The 24829-nt window shown below is 50.8% G+C and carries 16 protein-coding genes and 1 pseudogene; 10 read left to right on the top strand and 7 right to left on the bottom strand.

The genetic code is table 11. From position 1 onward, the window contains the following. Positions 1-562 (bottom strand): annotated as a pseudogene (locus tag ABWO75_RS09025) (M23 family metallopeptidase); the annotation flags it as partial. Between the two features lie 192 nt (positions 563-754). Here ABWO75_RS09025 and porW point away from each other — a divergent pair. The 3 genes from porW (at position 755) to uvrC (ending at position 7783) form a co-directional block, all read left to right on the top strand. After that, positions 755-3592, top strand: coding sequence for a type IX secretion system periplasmic lipoprotein PorW/SprE (gene porW / locus ABWO75_RS09020; protein WP_353184732.1), 2838 nt, complete (start codon positions 755-757; stop codon positions 3590-3592). 63 nt (positions 3593-3655) lie between these two features. Further along, a complete protein-coding gene (locus ABWO75_RS09015; RefSeq protein ID WP_353184730.1) occupies positions 3656-5899 on the top strand; it encodes a penicillin-binding protein 1A in 2244 nt (747 codons plus the stop codon). Positions 5900-5971: 72 nt separating this feature from the next. Beyond that, complete coding sequence (gene uvrC / locus ABWO75_RS09010; protein ID WP_353184728.1) at positions 5972-7783, top strand: excinuclease ABC subunit UvrC; 1812 nt, start codon at positions 5972-5974, stop codon at positions 7781-7783. Between the two features lie 15 nt (positions 7784-7798). Here the strand turns inward: uvrC and ABWO75_RS09005 are convergent, their stop codons facing one another. From ABWO75_RS09005 to ABWO75_RS08995, 3 genes are all read right to left on the bottom strand, one after another. Further along, positions 7799-10906 carry a DUF5107 domain-containing protein gene (locus tag ABWO75_RS09005; RefSeq protein WP_353184726.1) on the bottom strand — a complete coding sequence of 1036 codons (3108 nt, stop codon included), beginning with the start codon at positions 10904-10906 and terminating at the stop codon, positions 7799-7801. 22 nt (positions 10907-10928) lie between these two features. Continuing rightward, positions 10929-12548, bottom strand: a complete 1620-nt coding sequence (locus ABWO75_RS09000; RefSeq protein ID WP_353184724.1) for a beta-N-acetylhexosaminidase — start codon at positions 12546-12548, stop codon at positions 10929-10931. Positions 12549-12643: 95 nt separating this feature from the next. Next, positions 12644-14140 (bottom strand): NAD(P)H-hydrate dehydratase, encoded by a 1497-nt coding sequence (locus tag ABWO75_RS08995; RefSeq protein ID WP_353184722.1) that lies wholly within the window; start codon positions 14138-14140, stop codon positions 12644-12646. A 170-nt stretch (positions 14141-14310) separates the two neighbouring features. Between ABWO75_RS08995 and ABWO75_RS08990 the strand changes: the two genes are divergently transcribed. Together ABWO75_RS08990 and ABWO75_RS08985 are read left to right on the top strand one after the other, a co-directional pair. After that, positions 14311-15405 carry an MBL fold metallo-hydrolase gene (locus tag ABWO75_RS08990; protein ID WP_353184720.1) on the top strand — a complete coding sequence of 365 codons (1095 nt, stop codon included), beginning with the start codon at positions 14311-14313 and terminating at the stop codon, positions 15403-15405. Between the two features lie 48 nt (positions 15406-15453). Further along, positions 15454-15774 carry an iron-sulfur cluster assembly protein gene (locus tag ABWO75_RS08985; RefSeq protein ID WP_353184718.1) on the top strand — a complete coding sequence of 107 codons (321 nt, stop codon included), beginning with the start codon at positions 15454-15456 and terminating at the stop codon, positions 15772-15774. Here the strand turns inward: ABWO75_RS08985 and ABWO75_RS08980 are convergent. The 3 genes from ABWO75_RS08980 to ABWO75_RS08970 form a co-directional block, all read right to left on the bottom strand. Further along, entirely contained in the window at positions 15767-17020 is a 1254-nt protein-coding gene (locus ABWO75_RS08980) for a cation:proton antiporter (RefSeq protein WP_353184716.1), read from the bottom strand. The genes ABWO75_RS08985 and ABWO75_RS08980 overlap by 8 nt on opposite strands. Positions 17021-17043: 23 nt before the next feature. Further along, positions 17044-17523, bottom strand: coding sequence for a cation:proton antiporter regulatory subunit (locus ABWO75_RS08975; protein WP_353184714.1), 480 nt, complete (start codon positions 17521-17523; stop codon positions 17044-17046). Positions 17524-17595: 72 nt separating this feature from the next. Next, the gene (locus ABWO75_RS08970; protein WP_353184712.1) at positions 17596-18369 is read right to left on the bottom strand and encodes an MBL fold metallo-hydrolase; all 774 of its coding nucleotides are present in this window, start codon (positions 18367-18369) and stop codon (positions 17596-17598) included. A 118-nt stretch (positions 18370-18487) separates the two neighbouring features. Between ABWO75_RS08970 and recJ the strand changes: the two genes are divergently transcribed. From recJ to ABWO75_RS08945, 5 genes are all read left to right on the top strand, one after another. Beyond that, complete coding sequence (gene recJ / locus ABWO75_RS08965) at positions 18488-20188, top strand: single-stranded-DNA-specific exonuclease RecJ (protein ID WP_353184710.1); 1701 nt, start codon at positions 18488-18490, stop codon at positions 20186-20188. Positions 20189-20289: 101 nt separating this feature from the next. Beyond that, positions 20290-21024, top strand: coding sequence for an LPS export ABC transporter ATP-binding protein (gene lptB / locus ABWO75_RS08960; RefSeq protein WP_353184708.1), 735 nt, complete (start codon positions 20290-20292; stop codon positions 21022-21024). Positions 21025-21105: 81 nt separating this feature from the next. Then, positions 21106-22623, top strand: coding sequence for a GH3 auxin-responsive promoter family protein (locus tag ABWO75_RS08955; RefSeq protein ID WP_353184706.1), 1518 nt, complete (start codon positions 21106-21108; stop codon positions 22621-22623). A gap of 82 nt (positions 22624-22705) precedes the next feature. After that, entirely contained in the window at positions 22706-24007 is a 1302-nt protein-coding gene (gene der, locus ABWO75_RS08950; RefSeq protein ID WP_353184704.1) for a ribosome biogenesis GTPase Der, read from the top strand. A gap of 62 nt (positions 24008-24069) precedes the next feature. After that, positions 24070-24829: class I tRNA ligase family protein (locus tag ABWO75_RS08945; protein ID WP_353184702.1), on the top strand; the 760-nt coding region annotated here is incomplete at its 3' end.

Genomic DNA, 24829 nt, shown 5'->3' with positions numbered 1-24829 from the left:
TGAAGCTGGAACTGATGATCCCTTTAATGGGGCTGTAAAAAGTATAGGATGAGATGCCCGAGCGAGCCGGACCCGAATGCTCCGGCAGATCATACGGTGCGCCGGATTCAATCAACTCGCGGAGCGCCAGCTCGTCTTCCGACGGCGGTACGCTTTTAGACTCGGGGATTTCTGCCGGTTCATTCCCCGCGTCTGATTCCTGATCTGGATGTTCAACTGTTTCACCAACACGGCCGCTGATGACGGCCTGCAGGTTATCCAAATACAAATCGTTGGCAAGCGCGATCTGCTCCAGCGAATCGATACGGGAATAGGCCTCCAATAACTGGCTACGCTCGTATCCGCTCAGTGAAGAACCAATCACGTATTCCCGTAAAGAAGTGGAACGGATGAGAATAATGGTGAGGATGACCAGTACGGCGGTTGCCGACAACAGCCCCGTTATCCAATACCAGAGTTTGCCACTGAATGACGCTTTTTCCTCGAATGTTTCTTCGTGGAGTACGACAAGCTTATAGCGCTGATGGAGTGCCTGGGAGAGTTTGTTGCGGTGTTTAGCCAACTTGATAAAATAAATGATATTTTTGCATGCGTATCCCTGCAAAGATATTCATTTTATATGTGACGAAAATGGTTAAGTTTTGTTAAATCTCCGTGAGTTTTAATGCGGTAATTGATAAGATGTGCCATTATCGCTATATTGTGGCGATAGGCTTCGTCGGTATGAATTTGTGATGAAATTAAGAACGTTATATTGAAAGACTATATTTTCTCCATGTCGTATAAACGGGTGGCTGTGGCGATTGTTGCGGTTTGGTCGTGCATGGGATGTGCAGGAAAGCGGGAACCTCAATACGATATGATGGAGAACCTTACGGCAAGGTACAACATCGTATACCATAGCCGGAAAATCATCAACGATGTGATGTACGACAATGCCGCTGCCTACGTGGAAAATTACGAACAGCGGTTGCCGGTTTTCATTGAACCCACAGACATTACCGCTGCATCCAATAGCCCGTTGATGGATTCGGTTATCGGTAAAGCACTCACCATCATCAATAAAAAAAGCAAAAGCAAGTACATCAGCGAAGCATATCTGCTTACCGGCCAGGCAAATTACCTCAAGGGGAATTATTACAACGCGGCGGAGTTTTTCAGTTACACTGCCGGCACATTTACCGACATGCCGGAATACCGGCAGGCGGCGTTGGTATGGAAGGCACGCGCGCTGATGCAACTTGGCAACCTTACGGAAAGCGGTAATGTACTGGATACCGTATTTACGGCATTGGAATCGGATCCGAATTCCATGGGATTGGCCTTTGCGACGCAGGCAAAATATTATTTACTTGTCCAGGACGAAGCGTCGGCGATTACCATGTTGCTGCAGGCTCTTGAGCACACGAAGGATAAGTCCACCCGGTTGCGCTGGCATTTTCTACTCGGCCAGCTGCTCGAGAGCGAGGGGCGGCCGGAGGAAGCTTATTCGCATTATAGCCGGGTTGTGAATAGCAATGCCTCTTATGAGATGGCATTTCACGCGGGGCTCAACCGTATTTTCCTGCCCGGAACAGTAAATACTACAACCGGCGATCGGATCAGGCTATTGCAACGCATGATCCGTGATGGAAAAAATAAAGAATACAGGGATCAGATCTACTATCAGATTGCTGAAATGTATTATGCTGACGGTGACTGGGCGACGGCGTTGGTAAATTATGAACAGGCGTTGCGGCAGCAGGGTGATAACCAATACCAGACGACGCGTACTTACCTTCGGCTTGCCGATCATTATTTTGACCAGGCGCAATACCCAATAGCGAAATTATATTACGATAGCGTGGGCATGTATCTTCCGATGGATTTTCCAGATGCCGGTCCGGTGCAACGTAAAGTCGCAAATCTTGATGAGTTGATTACCCAGCTGGAGGTAGTGAGCCACCAGGATAGCCTGTTTTTTCTTGCTGGGCTTTCCGAAGCACAGCGTCACGCACAGCTGGATAGCCTGGCCATCGTCCGGTATGTTGAAATCCAGGACGGGCGCCAAGCTAAAAATAAAAAGCAACAGCAGAACATAGTCCGTTCGCCGTTTGAAGAAGCCTTGTTCAGTCCGGGTACCACATATACCGATAATCGGTTTTACTTCAATAATCCGGATGCCATAGGCATGGGCACGACCGAATTTAAGCGCCGGTGGGGTAACCGTCCATTACAGGATAACTGGCGGTTCAGCGATATGACGGCCGGGGGAATAACCGACAACTCGGAAACAGGGGAATTGGCTGTGAACGGATCGGCAATTGATTCCGTGGTTGTGGACAGTGCGGCCTGGGTACAGCAATTCCGGGATAGTTACCTGAACGAACTACCGGATACAGAAGCAAAGCGGGCGGCAGCCAACAATCAAATACATACCGCCCTGCTTCGTGTAGGCGAATTGTACCGGGACGAACTGCTGGATAATAAGGGTGCAATTGACACGTATGAAGATCTGCTGAACCGATATCCGGAAACGAAGGATGCCGCCATGATCTATTACAACCTCTATCTGTTGTACAATGGTATCGACCAAGCCCGCGCCGCAGCATATAAGCAGAAATTATTGACCCAGTTTCCGGATGCCCTGTATAGCCGAATTCTCCTTGATCCAATGTATCTTGCTAAACTTCAATCGCAAAAGCAACTGCTTGACCAGGAATACGAAGAGGCGTATGCGGCTTATACCCGCCAGCAATTTCAGGAAGTTATCCAGCTGGTAGACAGTATTTCGGGGCAGGTACAGGAGCCGCAGCCTACCCTGGTACAGCTGGCCTATTTGCGCGCACTCGCGCTGGGCAGAACGTCGGGAATTGATACACTTGAAAAGGCATTCCGGGAATTGGTTGATGTATTTCCCAACGACAGCCTAATCAGCCCACTAGTTCATCAGCATTTAGCATATATTGCTGAAAACGGTCCGGCATTAGCTGAAAGAAAGTATGCATTACAAGGTATCGATGAAAGCAGGCTGCGCTTTATCGATGAGCCCACCATCACTCCCTGGCCCCAGTTGATTATTAATCATGGACCGGAGCGGCCGGTCCCGCGGCGAAACCTAGCGGTGTCGACTGCAGGCCAAACCGGAATCGGCGGACGGATGACCCTGGCAAATGGGGGTACGCTTACCCGTCAGCAGCTCGCCCGGGAAGCCCAGATTACCGACGACGGGGAAAACGCATATCGCGATTTGGAGTTATTGCCTGATTCGGCAGTTTATTATTTCGTTATTAATGTCATGAATGAGCGGGTAAACCTGGCACCGTCACGCTATGGTATCGGACAGTTCAACCGCACCCGGTATACTGGTCGGAATATCATGCACCAGCTTAAGCCGGTGAATGACGAAAATCAGCTTGTTTATGTCGGGCCGTTCCTCAATTATGAGGAAGCAAAGACCTACGAAGTACGGATTATGCCATTGCTTCCAGACATCATGAAAATACCGGCGACGCTATATAATACCTTTTTGATTACGGAAGATAATTTTGGCACGTTATCTGATTTTGACAAAATAGACGATTACTATACCAGCTATCACGAACAGGAATAGAAACGGAAGTGCGTAATGGATGTGGGACGGCACCCTGCATCCGAGGATTATTAATCACTTAGAATGAAGCAACAGGCAAAGAAAAATACATTAACCAAGGAAGACATCAGCCGTTACACCCGCAATTTCTGGAAATTATTGATTGGGGTTATTCTGCTGGGATTCTTATTTATTTTCAGCGTGGGTTTGGGACTGTTTGGCCAATTACCGACATTCCGCGATCTGGAAAATCCGAAAAGTAACCTGGCTTCGGAGGTTATTTCCGAGGATGGCGCAGTACTGGGTACTTATTTTGTGCAGAACCGGTCCAACGTACGGTATAATGAATTGTCCCCCAACCTGGTCCAGGCACTCATTGCGACAGAGGACAAACGTTTTTATCGTCATTCGGGAATTGACTACCGGCGTACATTCAGCATTATCTTTTATAACCTGATCGGGAAGCGACAGGGCGCAAGTACCATCACCCAGCAGCTGGCACTGAACCTGTTTTCCGAAGGACGCGCCCGGAATACGGTGAAACGGGTGATCCAGAAATTTCAGGAATGGATTACAGCCGTACGCTTGGAGCGCAATTATACCAAGGAAGAAATTATCACCATGTATTTCAATACGGTCGATTTTGGTGCCTATAACACGTTTGGCATTAAATCGGCTGCCCGGACATACTTCAATACCACGCCCGATAAACTGAATGTTACCCAGGCGGCTATTTTAGTTGGGATGCTGAAGGGCCCCGGTATATACTCCCCGGTCCGGTATCCGCAGAATGCGATCAGGCGACGCAATGTCGTCATTGAAAACATGCGCAGGGAAGGATTTATAACCCGTGAAGAATCGCAGCGCCTGCAAAAGGAGCCCCTGGTGCTGGATATGCGGATTTCGAATTATGGTGATGGTCCGGCACCCTACTTCCGGGCGGTGCTGAAGCGGGATATCCAACAGGAATTTAATAAACTGTCTATCACGAAGGCCGACGGCACACCGTATGACCTTGACCGCGACGGGTTGAAGATTTATACGACAATCAATTCGAAAATGCAGCGTTACGCAGAGGAAGCACAAAAAGAATGGATGACTGAACTGCAGACGGATTTTGACCGGCAATGGCGTAATGTTGATCCGTTCCGAGGCGACAAAGCGTCGCTGCTGGAAACCGGAATGAAACGGTCTGATCGATACCGTATGTTGAAACAGGCTGGTAAATCGGCGGCGGAAATAGAGAAGGACTTTAACACCCCGGTACCGATGACTGTCTTTACGTGGCAAGGGGACCGGGATACGATAATGACGCCGATGGATTCTATTCGGTACAATAAATTAATCCTGCGCAATTCCATCATGTCCATGGAACCGCATACGGGTTACGTGCGTGCCTGGGTAGGCGGTATCAGCTTTGAACATTACAAGTACGATCAGGTTAAGATGGGGACGCGGCAGGTTGGTTCAACGGCAAAGCCATTTACATATGCGGTAGCTATAGATAACGGCTTTTCACCGTGTTTTCAGGTGCCTAACGTTCCGTTGACTATCGGAAGCGGTGCCAATGCATGGTCGCCGCGTGGCGAATCGGTGGGAAGTCCCATTACCCTGCGCAGGGCGCTGGCCAACTCACAGAACTTTGCCACGGCATACATGATCAATGAAGTTGGCGCCCGGGCGGTTGCTACCCTAACCAAGCGGATGGGCATTACCTCTGAAGTACCCGAATATCCTTCCATTGCGCTGGGCGCCTATGAAGCATCGATCTATGATATGGTGGGTGCATATTCGGCTTTTGTAAACCACGGCGTATGGATCGAGCCAATCTACATTCTGCGTATCGAAGATAAGAATGGGATGCCCATTTATGAGAAGGCGCCTAAAGTAACCAAGGTACTTAACAGCGAAAGCGCTTATATTATGGTGGATATGCTGAAGAGTGTGGTAGATGGCGGATCGGGAGGGCGTTTGCGCTGGCGGTATAACCTGACTCCGCCCATGGGTGGAAAAACCGGAACAACGAACGACAACTCGGATGCCTGGTTTATTGGGGTAACACCCGAGTTGGTAAGCGGTGTATGGACAGGGGCGGAAGACCGTGGCATCAGTTTCCACTCGATGGCCGCAGGCCAGGGGGCACAGGCGGCGCTGCCGATTTTCGGGCTGTATATGCAAAAAATATACGCTGATACGACCCTTCACTATTCCAAGGAAGATTTCCCATTGCCGGAAGGAGGACTTACGCGTGAATTGGATTGCAACCAGTATCAGCAGTTTTATGGTGAACCGAGCGATCAGCAGCTGGATGACCGGCTTGGGTTTTGAGTTTTGGTGATGGATGGTCCGTGACTGGGTATAAGTGACCGACCACCGACCATCGGCTACCGACCACTGAATATGACGAAGTTTGATTACCGCAAGGCACTTGAAGAAATTCCACATCGCCCCGGAGTGTACCAGTACTGGGATGCCCAGGGCGCGTTAATCTATATCGGTAAAGCAAAAGACCTGCGAAACCGGGTTAGTTCTTATTTTGTCAAGAACAGCCAGCTTAACGGCAAAACGCGCGTACTGGTCCGCCGGATTAACCGCATTACCTTCACTATTGTTGATACCGAAATTGACGCATGGCTCCTCGAAAACAGCCTGATTAAGAAGCATCAGCCCCGGTATAATGTCATGCTGAAAGATGACAAAACTTATCCCTGGATTGTCATTAAAAACGAGCGTTTCCCCCGGATATTCCCCACACGGAAGATGATCAAGGACGGCTCCCGGTATTTTGGGCCTTATGCCTCTGTGGGGATGATGCACGCGGTTATGGACACCATCCGGGAACTTTACCCGCTGCGTACCTGTAATCTTGCGCTTACTCCCGAAAACATTAATAAAGGAAAGTTTAAGGTATGCTTGGAATACCAGATCGGCAACTGTAAGGGACCCTGCGAGGGATACCAAAGTGAAGCCGACTACGAGAAAAATCTGGAAGACATCCGTGACATATTAAATGGAAAAATCGGTGTGGTAATCCGCCGGCTAAAAGAACAATTGGATGCAGCAGTATCCGAGCTGAATTTTGAGTATGCGCATCAATTGAAAAACAAGCTGGATTTACTGGGACGCTACCAGAGTAAATCAACTGTCGTCACTTCATCCATCACCAATGTGGATGTTTTCAGCATTGCGTCGGAGCAGAATTATGCTTTTGTCAATTATCTTAAGGTGATGAACGGCGTTATCATTCAAACGCAGACGGTGGAGATGAAAAAGCGGCTGGACGAAAGCGATGAGGAATTGCTAAGCCTGGCCATACCGGAAATCCGCAGTCGCTTCGGAAGCACGTCGCGCGAGATTATCGTACCGTTTGATATTGATATTGAGGCCAGTGAATTCCGCTTCACCGTCCCGAAACTGGGTGAAAAGAAGAAACTACTCGAACTCTCACAGAAGAACGTATTTTATTTTAAAAAAGAACGGCTTAATCAATACGAGAAGCTCAACCCTGAACTGCGGACCGAGCGGATACTGACACAGATGCAGCACGACCTACGGATGAATGTGCTTCCGCGGCATATCGAATGCTTTGACAATTCCAACTTTCAGGGGAAATATCCGGTTTCAGCTATTGTGGTATTCAGGGACGCGAAACCCTGCAAAAAAGACTACCGTCACTTTAACGTGAAAACCGTTGAAGGCCCAAATGATTTTGCGACCATGGAAGAAGCAGTGCATCGCCGGTATCGGCGGCTATTGGACGAAGGGCAATCGCTCCCACAGCTGATCGTTATCGATGGGGGCAAGGGGCAGCTTTCCGCTGCGCTGAAAAGCCTGAAGCTGTTGGGAATCGATAAGCAGTTGACCGTCATCGGCATCGCCAAGCGGCTGGAAGAAATTTATTATCCGGGCGACCAATATCCCCTGTACCTGGACAAAAAATCGGAAACCCTGAAAATTATTCAGCACCTGCGCGACGAAGCACATCGTTTTGGTATCACATTCCACCGCAATCAACGGAGCAGAAAGACCTTCCAGACCGAATTGGAGAACATTCCCGGCATTGGCAAAACATCCGCGGAAAAGCTGCTGAAGCACTTCAAGTCGGTGAAGAAAATCAGGGCGGCTACACCTGAACAACTCAGGGATATACTCACCGAGAAACAGGTTCAGTCTGTCACAACCTACTTTTCAGAAGCCCCCTCCGGCGATTGATCAACAACCCGTCGCTCAGGGGCGTAACTCCAAGATATCGGATATAATCGAATAATACGGATTATCCCCGAACGTTGCTGACCTGTCCGGTATGCCGCTGCCTTTAAATGCTTCAAGCACCCACTGATTTTCCGCTGCCGGATTATGGCCGAGCTGCTCCAGTAATGTATTCAATTGTTGCTGCTGGCCAGCCTGCTGCAGCGCCATCAACCCCAGTAGGTTGGCAAAAGCAGACCGCCTGGAGTTGTCGAGTGTATAGGAAATTACCCGTTGGTTTAATGCATGGGCTTCCTTGGTGCGTTTCAGTTTGGTTAGGCAATACGCTGTGAGATAATCCTGAAAACGGCCGTCCGGATCATATGGTTTGCCCACACCCAGGTGCTCTGGCCACTCCCGGGACTTTTCCAGCAGCCCGATAGCCGGCTTGTAATTGCCGGCTTTGATCAGGGTCAGCGCCTGCATCAGCAATGCCTGCTCATATACAACCCGTCCCTGACTGGCCCCCTCGTAGGGTAATACATGAATCTGGTCCAAAATGGCGGAACTCTCCTTCGGTTTTCCGGCAAGCAGCAACTGTCGTGCATACCAAAGGCCAACGGAATAATCGTCCCGGAAATCATGCCATGCGCGGTCGGCAATAGCCAATGCTTCCACATGATTTCCCATCCGGTGATAATAATCAATCATCCATGTCCTTACACGCCGGTCCTCAGGTGCGAAATGATAGGCGCGGAGTATATCCTTTTCCGCCATTTCAGACCCCGCATGCAGAAGCGCAGCGCGGGTGAGGTAAAAAGGTGTATAATCCGGTTCGTTTCCACAGGCTTTCAACTGTTGTTCGGCGTCTTCCATGCGACCGATGGCCTGGTAATTGAGTGCCAGGTAGTAGTTGAACTTCCAGTGCGGGCGCTGCTTGGCTGCCCATTCCAGTGCTTCCAGTGTTTCCAGGCGATAGGGAAACACAAAATCGGGAGGGGCCGAAGTGACGGCTTGCAAACGGGCGGCATCCTGTGTAATGTAGGCTTCCCACAGTGCAATAAGGGGATGCTCAGGAGCACGCGTAATAATCTCCATGGCCTCTTCCTTCGCGCCCAGACTGAGGTAAGTGAGTGCGGTTTCGAGATGCGTTTGCCAGGCAAACTCATTTTGGATAACCGATGAGAAGGATTCATACGTTGCGTCGCCGTTCCGGTATTTCTCATAACGTGCAAAATGATTCAGCGGATCCGCATCAAACAATTGCGTTAAGTTCGCGGCAGCATCGGAAGCCCTGCCCAGCTGCCGTAATGCCAACGCCTTGGCTTGTAGCGCAAATACATGATGATTGTTATAAGTTAGGGCATTGTCCGCGTAGTGCAGTGCCAACTCCGGTTGGCGCTGCTGCAGGTAAATGGCGGCCATACGCGCAAAAGCGTCGCTCCGGTACTGGACCGAACGTGAGGCCCAGCCAAAGCAGTCCAGTGCATTGATCCAGTCTTTTTTGGCTACATAGGCGATGCCTGCGTGAAAATTAGCCGACGGGTGGTACGTGTCTTCACGAAGTACCCGGTTGGCGTAGTAGAGGGTGGAGTCATAGCGCCCATTGCGGTATTGCATTGCCGCCAATTCCGTCAGCGCATCCAGGTGATACGGGTCCAGTTCGATACTTTTTGTAAAGTACTGTTTAGCCTGTTCGTAATCACGGAATTCCTTGGATTCCACGCCCTCCTGGTAATACTGGGAGGCAGTGGTGAGGGAACGGACCGGCGAGGCCGATGCGGTTGGCCGTTTTAAGGTATCCAGTTCAGCGGGACCGTACCTGAGGTTCATTGCCGTGGCGGAAACCGCCCACTTACGGCCGGCCGGCACATTTACCGTGGCGGTATAAACCTCCATCGGCTGAAGCCGGATGGTTTCCGAAAATAAGGTGTCGGTACCGACCCGCAATACGACGGGCGATTCCGTGACAGCCAGCGCATTTATTGAGATGCGGACTTTTCCATCTGCCTCCGCTGCGTGCAGGATGCCAGAAGGTGATACGGCGGACAAGCCTCCTGTTTCCTTTACAGGAAACCATAATTCACGCCATTGGTCCGTTGCACCGGGGGAGAAGCCAAGCTGCGTAATTGGGGTTTTAATGCGGGATGGAGAATATTGGTTGTAGCCTCTGCCGGCCTGGAATTCCATATACTGGCCGTCATTGTCGGTAAGCAGGTCTTCCCAAATGCCCCCGTTTCTGGATAACGCCCAAAGCCACAGTTTCTTCCCGGGCATCTCATCATGCAGCGACCAATGACCAAAGCCAAAATCCGAATCGTGATAATAACCACCCATAAAATCGTTATATGTCCCGGCAATATGGAAAGATTTATGCGATCCAAAATCGTTATTGGCATACCAGGAAAGGTCTCTTCCCAGCGAATCCACGGGCCAGGGGAACGCCGTGCCATTATGTTCATATTCCATGTTGCCCGGATAGAAAAACTGCAGGTCGTCGGAAACCCGCGCAGCGCCGGTCATCCAGTTATAATACGACTGGACCAATGGTGTGGGGTTGTACCAGGTAGCATTGGTTTCGAACCATGCTTTATCCGCAGGTAGCCGTATTTCTACCCGCCAGTGAGTCCGTGAAGGTAAGTCCATGGCGCCAACGACGCAACTTACGCTGCCATCCGCGTTCTGCCTCGTGATGTAGTCGACCGGCGTAGCGGTAGACGGTGTATGGCCAATGTAACCGAAATTAAATTCAATACCTCCGGATGTCCACGGACCGCGCTGTGCGACATTCCGGAATTTCATCACTTCATTCTTATATAGGAATTCCTTGCCCGTTGATTTTTCAATCGCACCCCATACCTTGCCGCCCGCTTCGGGTAGCACATACACTTCGATATAGTCATTTTCCAGTTTGACTACTTTCCAGTCGCGGTCGACCCCTTCCACGCTGTAACCATCAAATCCGTGATACGGATATATTTTTTTCTTGCTCTCTTCCGTCAGAAACGGGACTGGGTTAGGATCATCAAAAGGATAGGTTTTGATCGAACGTATTTCTTCGGTAATCCGGCTTTGCTGGGCGTGCAGCAGTCCAATGGGCGTAAATGCACAGCAAGCACAGGCCAATGCGTAAATAAATCGTTTCATATCAATTAAAATAAAAGAGCCATTACCTGCGCTCCACGGACAGATCCCGGTCGGTTCGGTATACGACAGGCTCGGGATTGGCGTTGGGCTGGAATGGATCATAATAATAAATTCCGTGTTGTCTGTATAGGGCTATATGCTCCTTCAGGAGCAGGCTAAAAGGTTCAAACGCTTTTTTTTCGTCCGGTGTCCACGCGATCTCGGCCAGGGCCGCAATGCGGGGGAATAACAGAAAATCAAGCCGCTGCGCGTTAGGTATGGGTTCCGACCAGACGTTAGCCTGCACGCCCAGAATTAGGTCGCGCTCGGCAGCTGTCGAAGTTAGGCCATCGACTTCATAGGTGTATACTGCCTCCAATGGATTAAAGGCCCCATCCCACCTGCGGCCGAATCGGTGGGTGCTGTCCTGTACAAAATCAAAGTATAGCGGAAGGCGTGGGCAGATGATGGTTTGGTACCCGTTTGCCCATGCTGTTTTTAACTGTGCCGGCTTATCCTGCCGCCACCAGAAAATGATGGTGTTGTCGGTGGGCAGGCCTGCATCGGCCATCTCGTCCCATGCCAGCAGCTTCGCGTTGAGCCGGTATACGGAGTCGGCCATCCGCTTCATGAAATAGCGCTCCACATCCTGGTTCGTTTTCAGTCCCTCCCGGGTCATCAGGCGTTGGATTGCAGCATCCGATTGCCAGGCAGCGCTCCCGAAACTGACTTCGTCGCCGCCGAGGTGAAGCAACTGCGACGGAAAAAGACTGTTGGTTTCCCGGAGGATGTCCGTAAGGTACGTATAGGTCGCTTCTTTACCGGGATTGAACGTAAAATGCGGGTGTGCCTCCGTACCGCCGCCGCTGTACTCCGGATACGCCCGGTTGGCAGCGGTTGCATGCCCCGGCATATCTATTTCGGGAATAACAACAATATTCCGCTCCGCGGCGTATGCGACGATCTCGTGGATGTCCTCCTGGGTATAATATGCCGCCGGTGCGGTACCGTCGGTAAAGCTGCCGATGCCGCCGATGAGCGTAAGCAGCGGATATTGCTTGATTTCCAATCGCCAGGCAGGTTCATCCGTCAGGTGCCAATGAAAACGGTTGAGTTTATAGTACGCCATCCAGTCGAGAATCGACTTGACTTTTGCCTTTCCGAAAAAATGACGCGATTCGTCCAGCATTAATCCCCGCCAGGCATACCGCGGGTTATCCGCGAGTTCCCAGGCTGGAATTTTCAGTGCAGCGGCGGACGCCGTTTCTCCCTGGGCCAGCTGTAGCAGGCTGACGATACCGTAGCGTAAACCAGCCAGTGTGCCTGCCGCAACGCGTATGCTTCTGGCCGTGACTTGCAGGGTGTAGGCTTCTGCTCCCTTTACGGACGGGTCGATTTCGATGCGTATGGCTGGCTGACTTCCTTCGCCGGAATGAATAGCTAACGGTATCGTCATAAGGCGGAGCATTTCCCTTTGTAGAAAATGGGCCGCAGACACTGCCTCCGGATTCTCCGCAACGATCGGCGTATGTTTATCCAGGGAGAAATATCCCGTGTGCCTTTCGGCATGGGCAGGCTGGGGGATAATAGGACAACGTTCCTGTGCCCGCACCGCACCCACTGCGATACAGTAAATTAAGCCGATAAAAAGATAGCGTCGCATGTGTAAAGGAATCGATTAGCGATCAATTATACACACTGAAAGTCGGTTTTGCAACAGTTTCCGCTATGCAAACGGTTGTGTAATTTTAGCAGGGGTCAGTTATCCAGGTTGTTGGTTAATTCGTATAACGTGCTGGGTATCTGTTCAATTAACTGAGTTGGCAGGATGACAGCCTGCCTGTCAGCCCTGAGCCGGTCTCCCGCGGCGCCATGGGTATAACACGCCAGTATAGCGGCTTCCACAGGCGTATACCGTTGCGCAAGAAACGCAACCAGCATGCCGGTCAGTACGTCGCCCATTCCACCGGTAGCCATGGCCGCATTGCCAGTGGGGTTGATGAGTACATGGCCTTCAGGCGTTACGATGAAAGTGTACCGGTTTTTCAGTATAATAATCAGCCGGTACCGGGCTGCTTTTTCTTTGGCCGTCTGCACCCGGCTCCACCAGTCGGTATGGCGACCGAACAGCCGGTCGAACTCCTTCATATGGGGTGTCAGGATACATCCTTCCGGCAGCCTGTCCAGCAATGCCGGTTGTTCGCTTAGCCAATTCAGTGCATCCGCATCCAGTACCAATGGCTTCGCTGGATAGTCTACGACTTCTGCCAGTTGGGTAGCCCGGTTTCCCAGTCCCGGTCCGATACCGACCGCATCCGCAGCCTCCCATTGGTCGCGTAGCGCCGAATCAGCGCTATACATGACCTCGGGGTATCGGGTATTCAACGCTGCCAGTCCACGCACAGGAATACATGCGGTGGTTCGCCCGGCTCCGCTGAACAGACACCCCCCGCAGCTCAATAACGCGGCACCCATATGCATTTCACTGCCGGCGACAATCAGTGCGTGTCCATAGGTGCCCTTATGTGTAAATGGCTTCCGTGGCCGGTAAATTCGCCGGACATCCGCTGCTTCAATTAATTTAAAGCCGGTGGGTAGCTGCTCAATGAACGTTTCATCTAATCCGATATCGGCTACATGAAAACGATGCATTGCCCGGGCTGATTCGGGGAAAAAGAAACTGATTTTCGGACGTTGAAAGGTAACGACATCATGGGCAAAAACAGTTTCTTCCGTATCGGGTATAACACCGTCTGCACGCATACCGGTAGGGACGTCTATCGCGATAACCCGTTGCTGACTTTGATTGATATGCCGGGCAAGCCGCAGCCAGTCGCCCGCGAGGGGTTTATTCAACCCCGAACCCAGCAGGGCATCAACGATCACGTCCTGCGTGATGGGCGGTAATCCATCTCCCGGTAGCCATTCCGTAACCGGAATAGGCGTTTGACGCAACCGGTGGAGGTTCATGGCGAAATCGTCACTTTCACGCGAAGAAAAACGGGCTACCCACACATGCAGGGAGTCATACCCGGCGACCTGCAGCAGCCGCGCCGCCGCAAGGCCGTCACCGCCATTATTTCCCGTGCCGCAGCAAATCAGTATAGGGATATGTTTATCGGTAAAAAGCGCCTGTGTTACCGCAACAAAAGCCGCCGCAGCGTTCTCCATTAAATCAATGGCAGAAATTGGGGCCGTCTCTATCGTATGTTGATCGGCAGCCCGCATTTGCTTCGCGGTGAGGATGCTTTTCATGGGGGCGTAGGCGGAGCGCTCCGCCGTTTTTAAATTACAGCGAAAGATACGGTATTGTGTATAAAATGTCAAATATGTGATGCTTCCGGTTACGGGTTAACAGGGATTATTATATTTATCCATTGAAGCATAAGCTTAAGCCAGTGAAGAAGAAATTAATACGGATTCTAATGACCTTATTTTTTGCCATTGTTGCCCTTGCCTTCGCGGCAGTGATATTTATGCAGCAGCCTAAATTCGGAAAGATGCCGACAGGGGACAGGCTGGAACGCATCAAACGATCACCCAATTACAAGAACGGGGCTTTTCAGAACCTGAGTCCCACACCCAGTTTTACGGACGGCGCCAATTTCTTTACCGTAATGCGCGAATTCTTTTTTGGGGGCGATCCGCGTATCAAGCCGACAGATACGATCCCGCATGTTGAAACCGATTTACGGAATTTGCCTGTTGATGAACAAGTGTTGATCTGGTTTGGCCATTCCTCTTATTTCATGCAAGTGGATGGAAAGCGAATCTTGGTTGATCCGGTATTGAGTGGTGGAGCATCGCCGCTTTCGTTCACTACGCGGAGTTTTGCGGGTACGGATGCTTATGCGGTGAGTGATCTGCCACCGATCGATTACCTCTTTATTACGCACGACCATTGGGACCACCTGGATCATGAAACACTAAAGAAACTGCGCACAACGGTTAAAGCTGTTATTTGCCCTTTGGGTGTTGGTGCCCACCTGGAGTACTGGGACTATGATCCCGCCATCATTCATGAAGAAGACTGGAATCAAACGATCGCATTGGGTGATAATTTTACCGCCTATACCACCCCCGCACGCCATTTTTCCGGACGTGGGTTCCGCAGGAACCAGACGCTGTGGACCTCCTATGTATTACAGACTCCGTCGATACGTATTTTCATTGGGGGCGATAGCGGTTATGATAGCCATTTTGCCGAAATTGGACGCACGTTCGGCGGGTTTGACCTGGCAATTCTGGAAAACGGACAGTACAATAAATCGTGGCGCAACATCCACACCATGCCGGATGAGGTATTGCGTGCAGCAGCTGACCTGAAGGCGAAAAACGTATTTCCCGTGCATTCATCGAAGTTTCCATTAGCTACCCACGCCTGGGATGAGCCGTTAATCAAAATCGTCCGGGAGGCCGAAAAGACCGATCTCCGGCTGCTTACCCCGATGATCGGCCAGGTGGTTCGCTTGGATGATGCTACGCAGGTGTTTTCGCACTGGTGGGAAGGCGTAAACTGATTTGAAAATAAAGCTGTAAATTTGTTAAATTAAATAACGGAGGAACACATGATCATCATGGATGAATTAAAGCTGGCCCCTGATATCCAGGCAGTATTGGAAACGGTTTACGATCCTGAAATCCCGGTTAATATCTGTGAGTTGGGCCTGGTTTATGAATTGATTACCAAAGCAGATGGCACGGCAAAAGTTGTCATGACACTTACGGCACCCGGCTGCCCGGTGGCAGGGGATATCATCGATGAAGTACAGCGTAAGGTAGGCGAGGTTGAGGGAGTTGAGCAGGCGCTTGTCGAACTGACGTTTGATCCTCCCTGGGATAAAAGCATGATGAGTGATGTCGCCCGCCTGGAACTGGGTTTTATGTAGGCGGATTGTCCTGCGGTTGCCCCCGCGTTAAATCGCTTAAGGTTTTTACCGGTTTTTGCGTCGATTTATCCTTGCCGAATAAGGCACTCCAGATGGTACGCGACTCCTTGGTCAGCAAAGGTGCAACGATCGATAGAATTAATACGTATACCACCACGAATGACTGGATAACCGGAAGCAGTTTCCCGGCTTTGCCGATATTGGCCATGATGATGGAAAACTCGCCCCGTGCCGACAGGGTAAACCCGATATCGAATGCGGTCTTCTTTTTCAATCCCGAAAAGCGGGTGGCAAAAAAACCCGAAGCAACGTTGCACAGTATCGTAACGCCGGCTGCCACTGCTGCCCATAAGACTGATCCGCCAAGCGACAGGGGATCAATCGAAAGTCCGAAACTGAAAAAAAACATGGCCCCAAAGAAATCCTTGAAGGGGTACACCATCTGTTCAATGCGCTTGATATACTGAGAGTCGGCCAGTACCAATCCGGCCATTAATGCCCCGATGGCTTCCGCCACATGGATGGTTTCCGAGAATCCGGCAACGATGAAGAGCAATGCGAAAATGACCAGGATAAATATTTCGGATGACTTCTCCTGAAGTATCCGATCGATCGCCGGTACCAGTTTCCGGCCCAGAATCAGAAACGCCAGAATAAATCCCAGCGCAAGCAGTGAGGTGCCCGCTACGGTCCAGAACGAGCTGCTGCCTGTCAGTATCAATCCCGACAGAAAGGAAATATGCATGGCTATGAACAGGTCATCAAACATGATCATACCCATAATCACCTCCGTTTCCGGGTTTGCAGTACGCTTCAGGTCGGTCAGCACCTTCGCTACAATGGCCGTTGAAGAGCTGGTCATAATACCGCACAGCACCATCGTTTCCTTAAAAGGCAAGCCCATCAGCCAGCCGATCAGCAACCCCGAACAGAAGTTCAGGATCACATAGAAGGTACCCCCCGAAAGAATCGATTTTCCGGATTTGATGAGCCGGCCCACAGAGAACTCCAGTCCCAGGTAGAAGAGCAGAAACAATACGCCGAGGCGCCCCATAAAGTCAATGAAGGGCTTGCTCTCGGTAAACGTCAGGTCAATGTTGCCTATCTGTGGCGCATGTTGGCCAAGCACCATCCCAATCAGGATAAAGAAGGGGATGACCGAAAAGCGGAGCTTGTTGGAGATCAGTCCAACCAACGCTACCAAGCCAACGGCAATTCCTACTTCTAATATCAGGGTATGCGACATACGGTTTCCGTTACCTGTTTATTTTATTGCAGTACCTCTTTTAAATGCTTGATGTGATTCCGCTTACCGGCAACAACCAACGTGGTGTCGGCAGTAATGGTGTAGTTCGGCCCCGGATTAATGATGGTGTCATCTTCCTTTATTGCGGCAATGATGGATGCACCGGTGCGCTGGCGGACTTCCAGGTCGCCGATTGTTTTGCCAACGCTGGAAGCATGCCCCTCCACCTTGTACCACTCAATAATCAGGTCGTCCAATGCAACTTCGATGGTTTCAAGCGCTTTTGGCTTGTAAGATAGGCCGCCGATGATTCCGGCCACCTGCCTGGATTCCTCGTCGGAGAGCGTCATCACACATTTTGATTCGCTTTCCTCCTGATCGTAGCGATAGAGTTCGCGCCGGCCATCGTCATGGATCACCACGACCATGCTGTCGCCTGCGTCCGTTTCAATCTGGTATTTTTTTCCTATACCAATAAGGTCCGATTCTCTTACAATTGACATAACTGTCTCTCCCTAAATTTGAATTTTACAAAGATACGACTTAATTTGGTGATACTCCATATGGCTGTCAGGCTATGCTTCAACGATGCGATAGTCTCCATTTTCCTTTAATTCCGGCCGGCCGACCGCGATATTCGTAGAGTGGTAGAAGAAAAACACCCATCCTTCCGGCGCACCCTGCTCCCAGTATTGCTGCCGGAGGGCCATCGACTTGCGTCCGTCAAAATCATATTTTGCGGCGAAGTTCCGAAAGAACTGCTCCGGTTCCGGGGCTTCGTCGCCCCCGAAGAAAAAGTGTTCGCCCTGTGTCCGGATATGGAACACCTGATGGTGGGGGGTATGGCCGCCTGATACCTCATAACGTACTTCGGTATTCAGCATGCCGTCACCTTCGACAAGCAGCAGGTTACCACTTCGTTGCAACACATCAAATATTTCCGTTTTATAGGAATCCGACTTTCCGCTGTACGCATCTTCCCATTCCCCGCGCTGGATGATATATTCCGCTTCGGGAAACGCCAGGCGGAAAGTGCCTTCGTTCTCCGTTACCATACCGCTGGCGTGGTCCTTATGCAGGTGCGACATCAGCACATACCGTACGTCATTGGGCTCATATCCCAATTTCCGTATATTGTTATGCAGCAGCAGCTCCCCGTTATCGTCGGTGAATCCCAGACCGGTATCCAATAAAATCAGTCCGTTATCGGAAGCCACCAAAAACGGGTGTACATGGATAAAGAGTGAACCGGGACGGTCCTTCTTATCGTGCTTGTCAGGATCGAATGGAACGAATTTTTTCGATGCATCAACAGAAAACGAACCCTCGTATAACGAATATGCTTGCATTTTTTATATGGTATTGAACGCTTGTATGTTACACAATCCGGAGTAGGGGCAGGCATGCCTATGTTAGGTAAATACCGTCCCAAACTGTATCTTTACACAATCGTAAGTGTGCAAAGATATGCAAAAAAGATGGGCAATAGCATCGTGTCATGATCCACTGACCTCACAGCGGCATCAGACGGAGTTGGGTATCCACACCGTTTTGGCCGATATGCTGGTTAACCGTGGCATCAGCAACTACGATGAAGCGCGCGGCTTTTTCCGCCCGGACCTGTCTGCGCTGCACGACCCGTTTTTGATGCGCGATATGAGTAAAGCGATCGCCCGCATTGAGCAGGCGATCGGCAATAACGAAAAAGTGCTGATCTACGGGGATTACGATGTGGATGGCACGACTGCGGTCGCGGTGGTATATAATTTCTTCAGGCAATTCCATTCCCGTTTGGAATACTACCTGCCCGACCGGTATGCGGAAGGCTATGGCATATCCCGGCAGGGTATTGATTATGCAGCCGAGCATGATTTCTCGCTGGTCATCGCACTGGACTGCGGCATTAAGGCATTGGATAAAGTGGCTTATGCCCGCGAAAAGCAGATCGATTTTATCATTGGCGACCACCATTTGCCCGGAGAGGAGCTGCCTGACGCCGTTGCGGTACTGGACCCCAAGCGCGCCGATTGCGGTTACCCGTATAAGGAACTCTCCGGATGCGGCATCGGCTTCAAAATGGTGCAGGCTTTTATCCTCAAAAACGGCATGGATATCCAGCTGTGCTACCAATACCTGGATCTCGTGGCCGTGAGTATAGCTTCGGATATTGTGCCCATCACCGGTGAAAACCGGATACTCACCTATTACGGGCTCCAAAAGCTGAATAATAACCCTTGCTGCGGTTTGCAGTCCCTTATTGATTTGTCCAATAACCGGAACAGCAATTTTACCGTTAACGATATTGTTTTTCAGATCGGGCCACGCATTAACGCGGCGGGCCGGATAGACCACGCCAAGGACGCGGTACAATTACTGACGGCCAAATCCCTGCAGGACGCCGCCCGTTTCAGCAGCAGTATTGACGTGCAGAACTCCCAGCGGAAGGATTTCGACCTGCGGATTACGGAAGAGGCGCTGGCCATCATTGACTCGGATGAAATGCTCCGGAACCGGATGACGACGGTGGTGTTTAAGCCCGATTGGCACAAAGGTGTGATCGGTATCGTTGCCTCACGGCTCACGGAACGCTATTACCGACCTACCGTGGTGCTCACCCAAACCAATGGGCATGTGGCCGGTTCTGCACGGTCCGTTGTCGGATATGACCTATATGAAGCACTGCGTGAGTGCAGTGACCTGCTCGATCAATTCGGGGGGCATAAGTATGCGGCCGGACTAACCATGCCGCTGGAGAATATTCCGTTGTTTCAGGAGCGGTTTGAGGATGTCGTGTCGGCCAGTATCCTGCCGCACATGCTGCAAAGGGAATTTGCCATCGAGGCAGAATTGAAATTAGCAGACATTAATGCGAAATTTTTTCGGATATTGAGGCAGTTTGAACCGTTTGGTCCGCAGAATGAGGCACCTTTGTTTTTAAGCAGGCAGGTGCAGGCCTGCGGCGGTGCTACCGTAGTGGGCGGCAATCACCTCAAATTAGCGATTACGCAGGCCGGCAATGTGAGTTTTGAATGCATTGGCTTCGGACTGGGCGCTTATGCCGATTTGATTAACGCCGGCAAACCGTTTGACGTTTGCTATACGGTAGATGAAAATATATGGCGTGATAAACGAAATCTGCAACTTAACCTGAAAGACATCAGAATCTGACAGGCAAAATAGCATACCGATGCCTGCGTACGGGATGAGCAGCAGGCATCGCAACAGCAACGCACAGAAACCGGTTACAAAAAATAAGAGACCATCAATACATGATACTCAAAGCGGAACATTTAATAAAAAAATATCGACAGCGTACGGTGGTTAATGACGTTTCTTTTGAGGTGTCCCAAGGTGAGATTGTCGGGCTTCTGGGACCTAACGGGGCGGGCAAAACCACCTCTTTTTACATGATTGTCGGGCTTATCAAACCCAACGAAGGCCATGTATACCTCGATGGCGAAGAAATCACAGAGGACCCCATGTACCGGCGGGCACAGAAAGGAATCGGCTACCTTGCACAGGAGGCGTCTGTATTCCGGAAACTGTCGGTTGAGCACAACATCATGGCGGTACTGGAAATCCACCATCCGGATAAAGTGCAGCGAAAAGAAAAACTGGAAGAACTGCTGTCCGAATTCAGCCTGAACCGGGTTCGTCATAACCGGGGCGATTTACTGTCGGGTGGAGAGCGCCGCCGCACCGAGATCGCGCGGGCGCTGGCTGCCAATCCGAATTTTATTCTGTTGGATGAGCCCTTCGCCGGGGTCGACCCCATTGCCGTGGAAGAAATACAGTCTATTGTTGCCAAGCTCAAACACCGAAACATCGGTATCCTGATTACCGACCACAATGTGCAGGAAACGTTGTCGATTACCGACAGGGCGTACCTGCTTACGGAAGGCAAAATTATGCTGGCCGGCACCCCGGAGGAAATCGCGGCAAATGAAATGGCGCGTAAATTTTACCTCGGGCGGAATTTTGAGTTAAGAAGAAAAAAACTTTAACCGGCCCCGGTCATCAGCGAAAAAGGCGCTGGTAACCGGAACCGGGGCTGAATGCCGATAACCGAAAGCTAATAGGAACGTATGGCTATAATCAACTCGATTTTCACCTGGATCATGAAGAAGCGTATTCACCAGATTGAGCTTTTCATGAAATATCCACATGAAGTACAGGAAGAGTGGTTCCAAAGCCTGATTGCCACCGCCGAAGCTACGGAATGGGGTAAAAAGTACGATTATAACTCCATCCTGACCCCTGAAGATTACCGGGAGCGGGTACCCATACAGGATTACAACAGCCTGAAGCCGTATATCGATCGCATGATCCGGGGCGAGCAGAACATCCTGTGGCCCTCCGATATCAAATGGTTCGCCAAATCCTCCGGTACGACAGCCGACCGGAGTAAATTTATTCCCGTAAGCGAGGAAGCGCTGGAGGATTGCCATTACCAGGGCGGCAAAGACATGCTGTCGGTCTATTGCCATAACCGCCCGGACACAAAGATACTCACGGGTAAATCCGTTGTACTGGGCGGAAGCTCCCAGATCAATAGCTTTAATTCGGATTCCTATTACGGAGACCTTTCTTCCATCATCCTGCGTAACCTGCCGTCCTGGGCCGAATTTCATCGGACACCGAACCTGGAAATTGCACTGAACCCCAACTTCGAGGAAAAAATAGAAACCGTGGCACAGCTAACCATCCGGGAAAACGTCACGAACCTGGCCGGCGTACCCACCTGGAATGTGGTGCTGGCAAAACGGATACTGGAAATCACCGGAAAGGGCAACCTCCTGGAGGTATGGCCCAACCTGGAGTTTTACAGCCATGGGGGGGTGAGTTTCAAACCCTATCGGGAGCAGTTCCGTAAGCTGATTCCCTCGGACAGCATGTATTACCTGGAAAATTACAACGCGTCCGAAGGGTATTTTGCGCTGCAGGACCGGTCCGATTCAGAAGACCTGCTGCTCATGCTGGACTACGGTATCTATTACGAGTTCCTGCCCTTGGAAAACCTGCACGATGCGCACCCCAAGACCCTTGGACTCCACGAAGTCGAGTTAAATAAAAACTACGCGCTTATCATTTCCACCAATGCCGGGCTTTGGCGATACCTGATCGGTGACACGGTTAAGTTTGTCAGCCTGAATCCTTACCGCATACAGATTACCGGCCGGACCAAACAATACATCAATACATTCGGTGAGGAGCTGATCGTAGACAATGCCGACGATGCGCTCCGGAAGGCCTGTAATGCCACACACGCTACCATACGGGACTATACCGCAGGTCCGGTGTATTTTAATGAAAAGCAGGCCGGTGCGCACGAATGGATTATTGAATTTGAAGAGGAACCGGCCGATTTTGATGCCTTTTGCCGGGTGTTGGATACTACACTGCGCGAAGTGAATTCAGATTATGACGCCAAGCGGTTTAACGACATGGCGCTCCGTTTTCCGGTGATCCACCGCGCCCCTGCCGGCACTTTTTACCGCTGGATGAAAGTGCGGGGAAAACTCGGCGGCCAGAACAAGGTACCCCGGCTGGCCAATGAACGTACCTATTTGGACGATATATTGAAGCTTATTCGAGAGGGGTAGTATAAATTATCTTACCTTTGCGTTTTATATTCCGGGCGCATGGGACAATACCACGCACCACGGCCCGGCAAACGTATTCAATATGGCAAATATTATCGCAATTGTCGGACGTCCCAATGTCGGAAAATCCACGCTCTACAACCGGTTGACGGAGAGCAGAAAAGCCATTGTTGACGATTTCAGCGGTGTCACCCGCGACCGGCATTACGGGCAGGCCGAATGGATCGGCAAAAAATTTACCGTAGTGGATACCGGAGGGTACGTGCATGGGTCCGAAGACGTATTTGAGTCGGCCATCCGCGAACAGGTGCGTATTGCCATCGATGAAGCGACCGTGATTCTGTTCATGGTTGACGTAACGACCGGAATCACCGACCTGGATGATGACATTGCCGATGTGCTGAGACGCAGCAAGAAGCCTGTATTTGTGGTTGTCAACAAAGTAGACCATCCGCTGCTGCAACAGGAGGCCAGCATATTCTATAGTTTTGGATTGGGTGAAATCTATCCGCTGTCGTCCATCACCGGTTCCGGAACAGGGGAGTTGCTGGATGATGTTGTCGAGCACCTTACCGTTGAAGAGGAGGTCGAGGATGAGCGGCCGAAATACGCCATCGTCGGCCGTCCCAATGTCGGGAAATCCTCCCTGATCAACGTGCTTATCGGAAAAGACCGGAATATTGTAACCCCCATCGCCGGAACCACCCGCGATTCCATCCGCATCCCGTACAGCCAGTTCGGCCATGATTTTATTCTGATTGACACGGCCGGGTTGCGCCGTAAGGCGAAGGTCAAGGAAAATATTGAGTTTTATTCGGTTATGCGCACGATCAAGGCATTGGAAGATTCCGATGTCGTCATCCTCATGCTCGATGCCACGGAAGGCGTAGAGGCGCAGGATGTCAATATTTTCCACCTGGCCGAAAAGAACCGGAAAGGCGTGGTCATCCTGGTTAACAAATGGGACCTGATAGAAAAGAATCACAAAACCACGAAGGTGTTCGAGGATCTTATCCGTGAAAAAATAGCCCCTTTTACCGATGTCCCGATTATTTTCACGTCGGTAACACAGAAGCAGCGTATTTTCCGGGCTATTGAGGCCGCTGCCAAGGTGTACGAGAACAAAGTGAAAAAGATCCCGACCTCCCGCTTAAACGATGTGCTGCTGCCCATCATTGAACAGTACCCCCCGCCATCAACCAAAGGCAAGTATATTAAAATCAAGTACATTACCCAATTAACCGGTAAATCACCCATGTTTGCGTTTTTCTGCAACCTGCCGCAATACATCAAAGAACCGTATGCACGGTTTCTGGAAAACAAGGTCCGCGAACATTTTGATTTCGAAGGAGTGCCCATCCAGTTATATTTTCGTCAGAAATAAGTTACGGTTTCCGGCGGGCCGGGTTCTCCCGGCTTTCAGCTTTAATTTGTATTTTCGCCCACATGGATCATCAGCTGGTTTTATACAACACGCTAACACGAAAAAAAGAGCAATTTGAACCGTTAAATACCCCCTTCGTAGGGATGTATGTATGCGGGCCGACGGTGTACAGTGACGTGCATCTGGGCAATTGCCGGACGTTTGTTTCATTCGACCTGATTTTCCGTTACCTGCTTCACCTCGGTTATAAAGTCCGCTACGTACGCAACATTACCGATGCCGGCCACCTGGAAGGCGATAACGACGAGGGGGACGACAAATTTGCCAAAAAGGCCAAGCTGGAAAAGCTGGAGCCGATGGAAATTGTGCAGAAGTATACCCTCGGTTTTCACGACATGCTGCGCCTCTTTAACACGTTGCCACCAAGCATTGAGCCAACGGCTACCGGCCACATCATTGAGCAGATCGAAATGGTCAAGCAGATCATGGCCAACGGGTACGCATACGAGGTAAACGGAACCGTTTATTTTGATGTCGAGAAATACACCAGGGAACACAATTATACCGTGTTGACCAACCGCAAGCTGGACGACCTGCTGAACAACACCCGAGAACTGAACGGACAGGACGAAAAGCGGGGTCGGCTCGACTTTGCCCTGTGGATCAAAGCGAAACCCGAACACATTATGCGGTGGCCTTCGCCCTGGGGCGTCGGGTTCCCTGGATGGCATATCGAATGCTCGGCAATGAGCAGCAAATACCTCGGTGAACAGTTTGATATCCACGGCGGGGGAATGGACCTGGCCGCTACCCACCATACCA

The organism is Parapedobacter lycopersici (assembly GCF_040395035.1).
Lineage (GTDB): Bacteria > Bacteroidota > Bacteroidia > Sphingobacteriales > Sphingobacteriaceae > Parapedobacter > Parapedobacter lycopersici_A.
The sequence above is the reverse complement of the archived record's forward strand: the minus strand, read 5'-3'. Positions and strand labels throughout refer to the sequence as shown.

Coding starts and splice junctions, on each gene's coding strand:
- ABWO75_RS09015 (WP_353184730.1), top strand. CDS start 3,656: ATGAAGCAACAGGCAAAGAAAAATACATTAACCAAGGAAGACATCAGC.
- uvrC (WP_353184728.1), top strand. CDS start 5,972: ATGACGAAGTTTGATTACCGCAAGGCACTTGAAGAAATTCCACATCGC.
- ABWO75_RS09005 (WP_353184726.1), bottom strand. CDS start 10,906: ATGAAACGATTTATTTACGCATTGGCCTGTGCTTGCTGTGCATTTACG.
- ABWO75_RS09000 (WP_353184724.1), bottom strand. CDS start 12,548: ATGCGACGCTATCTTTTTATCGGCTTAATTTACTGTATCGCAGTGGGT.
- ABWO75_RS08995 (WP_353184722.1), bottom strand. CDS start 14,140: ATGAAAAGCATCCTCACCGCGAAGCAAATGCGGGCTGCCGATCAACAT.
- ABWO75_RS08990 (WP_353184720.1), top strand. CDS start 14,311: ATGACCTTATTTTTTGCCATTGTTGCCCTTGCCTTCGCGGCAGTGATA.
- ABWO75_RS08985 (WP_353184718.1), top strand. CDS start 15,454: ATGATCATCATGGATGAATTAAAGCTGGCCCCTGATATCCAGGCAGTA.
- ABWO75_RS08980 (WP_353184716.1), bottom strand. CDS start 17,020: ATGTCGCATACCCTGATATTAGAAGTAGGAATTGCCGTTGGCTTGGTA.
- ABWO75_RS08975 (WP_353184714.1), bottom strand. CDS start 17,523: ATGTCAATTGTAAGAGAATCGGACCTTATTGGTATAGGAAAAAAATAC.
- ABWO75_RS08970 (WP_353184712.1), bottom strand. CDS start 18,369: ATGCAAGCATATTCGTTATACGAGGGTTCGTTTTCTGTTGATGCATCG.
- recJ (WP_353184710.1), top strand. CDS start 18,488: ATGCAAAAAAGATGGGCAATAGCATCGTGTCATGATCCACTGACCTCA.
- lptB (WP_353184708.1), top strand. CDS start 20,290: ATGATACTCAAAGCGGAACATTTAATAAAAAAATATCGACAGCGTACG.
- ABWO75_RS08955 (WP_353184706.1), top strand. CDS start 21,106: ATGGCTATAATCAACTCGATTTTCACCTGGATCATGAAGAAGCGTATT.
- der (WP_353184704.1), top strand. CDS start 22,706: ATGGCAAATATTATCGCAATTGTCGGACGTCCCAATGTCGGAAAATCC.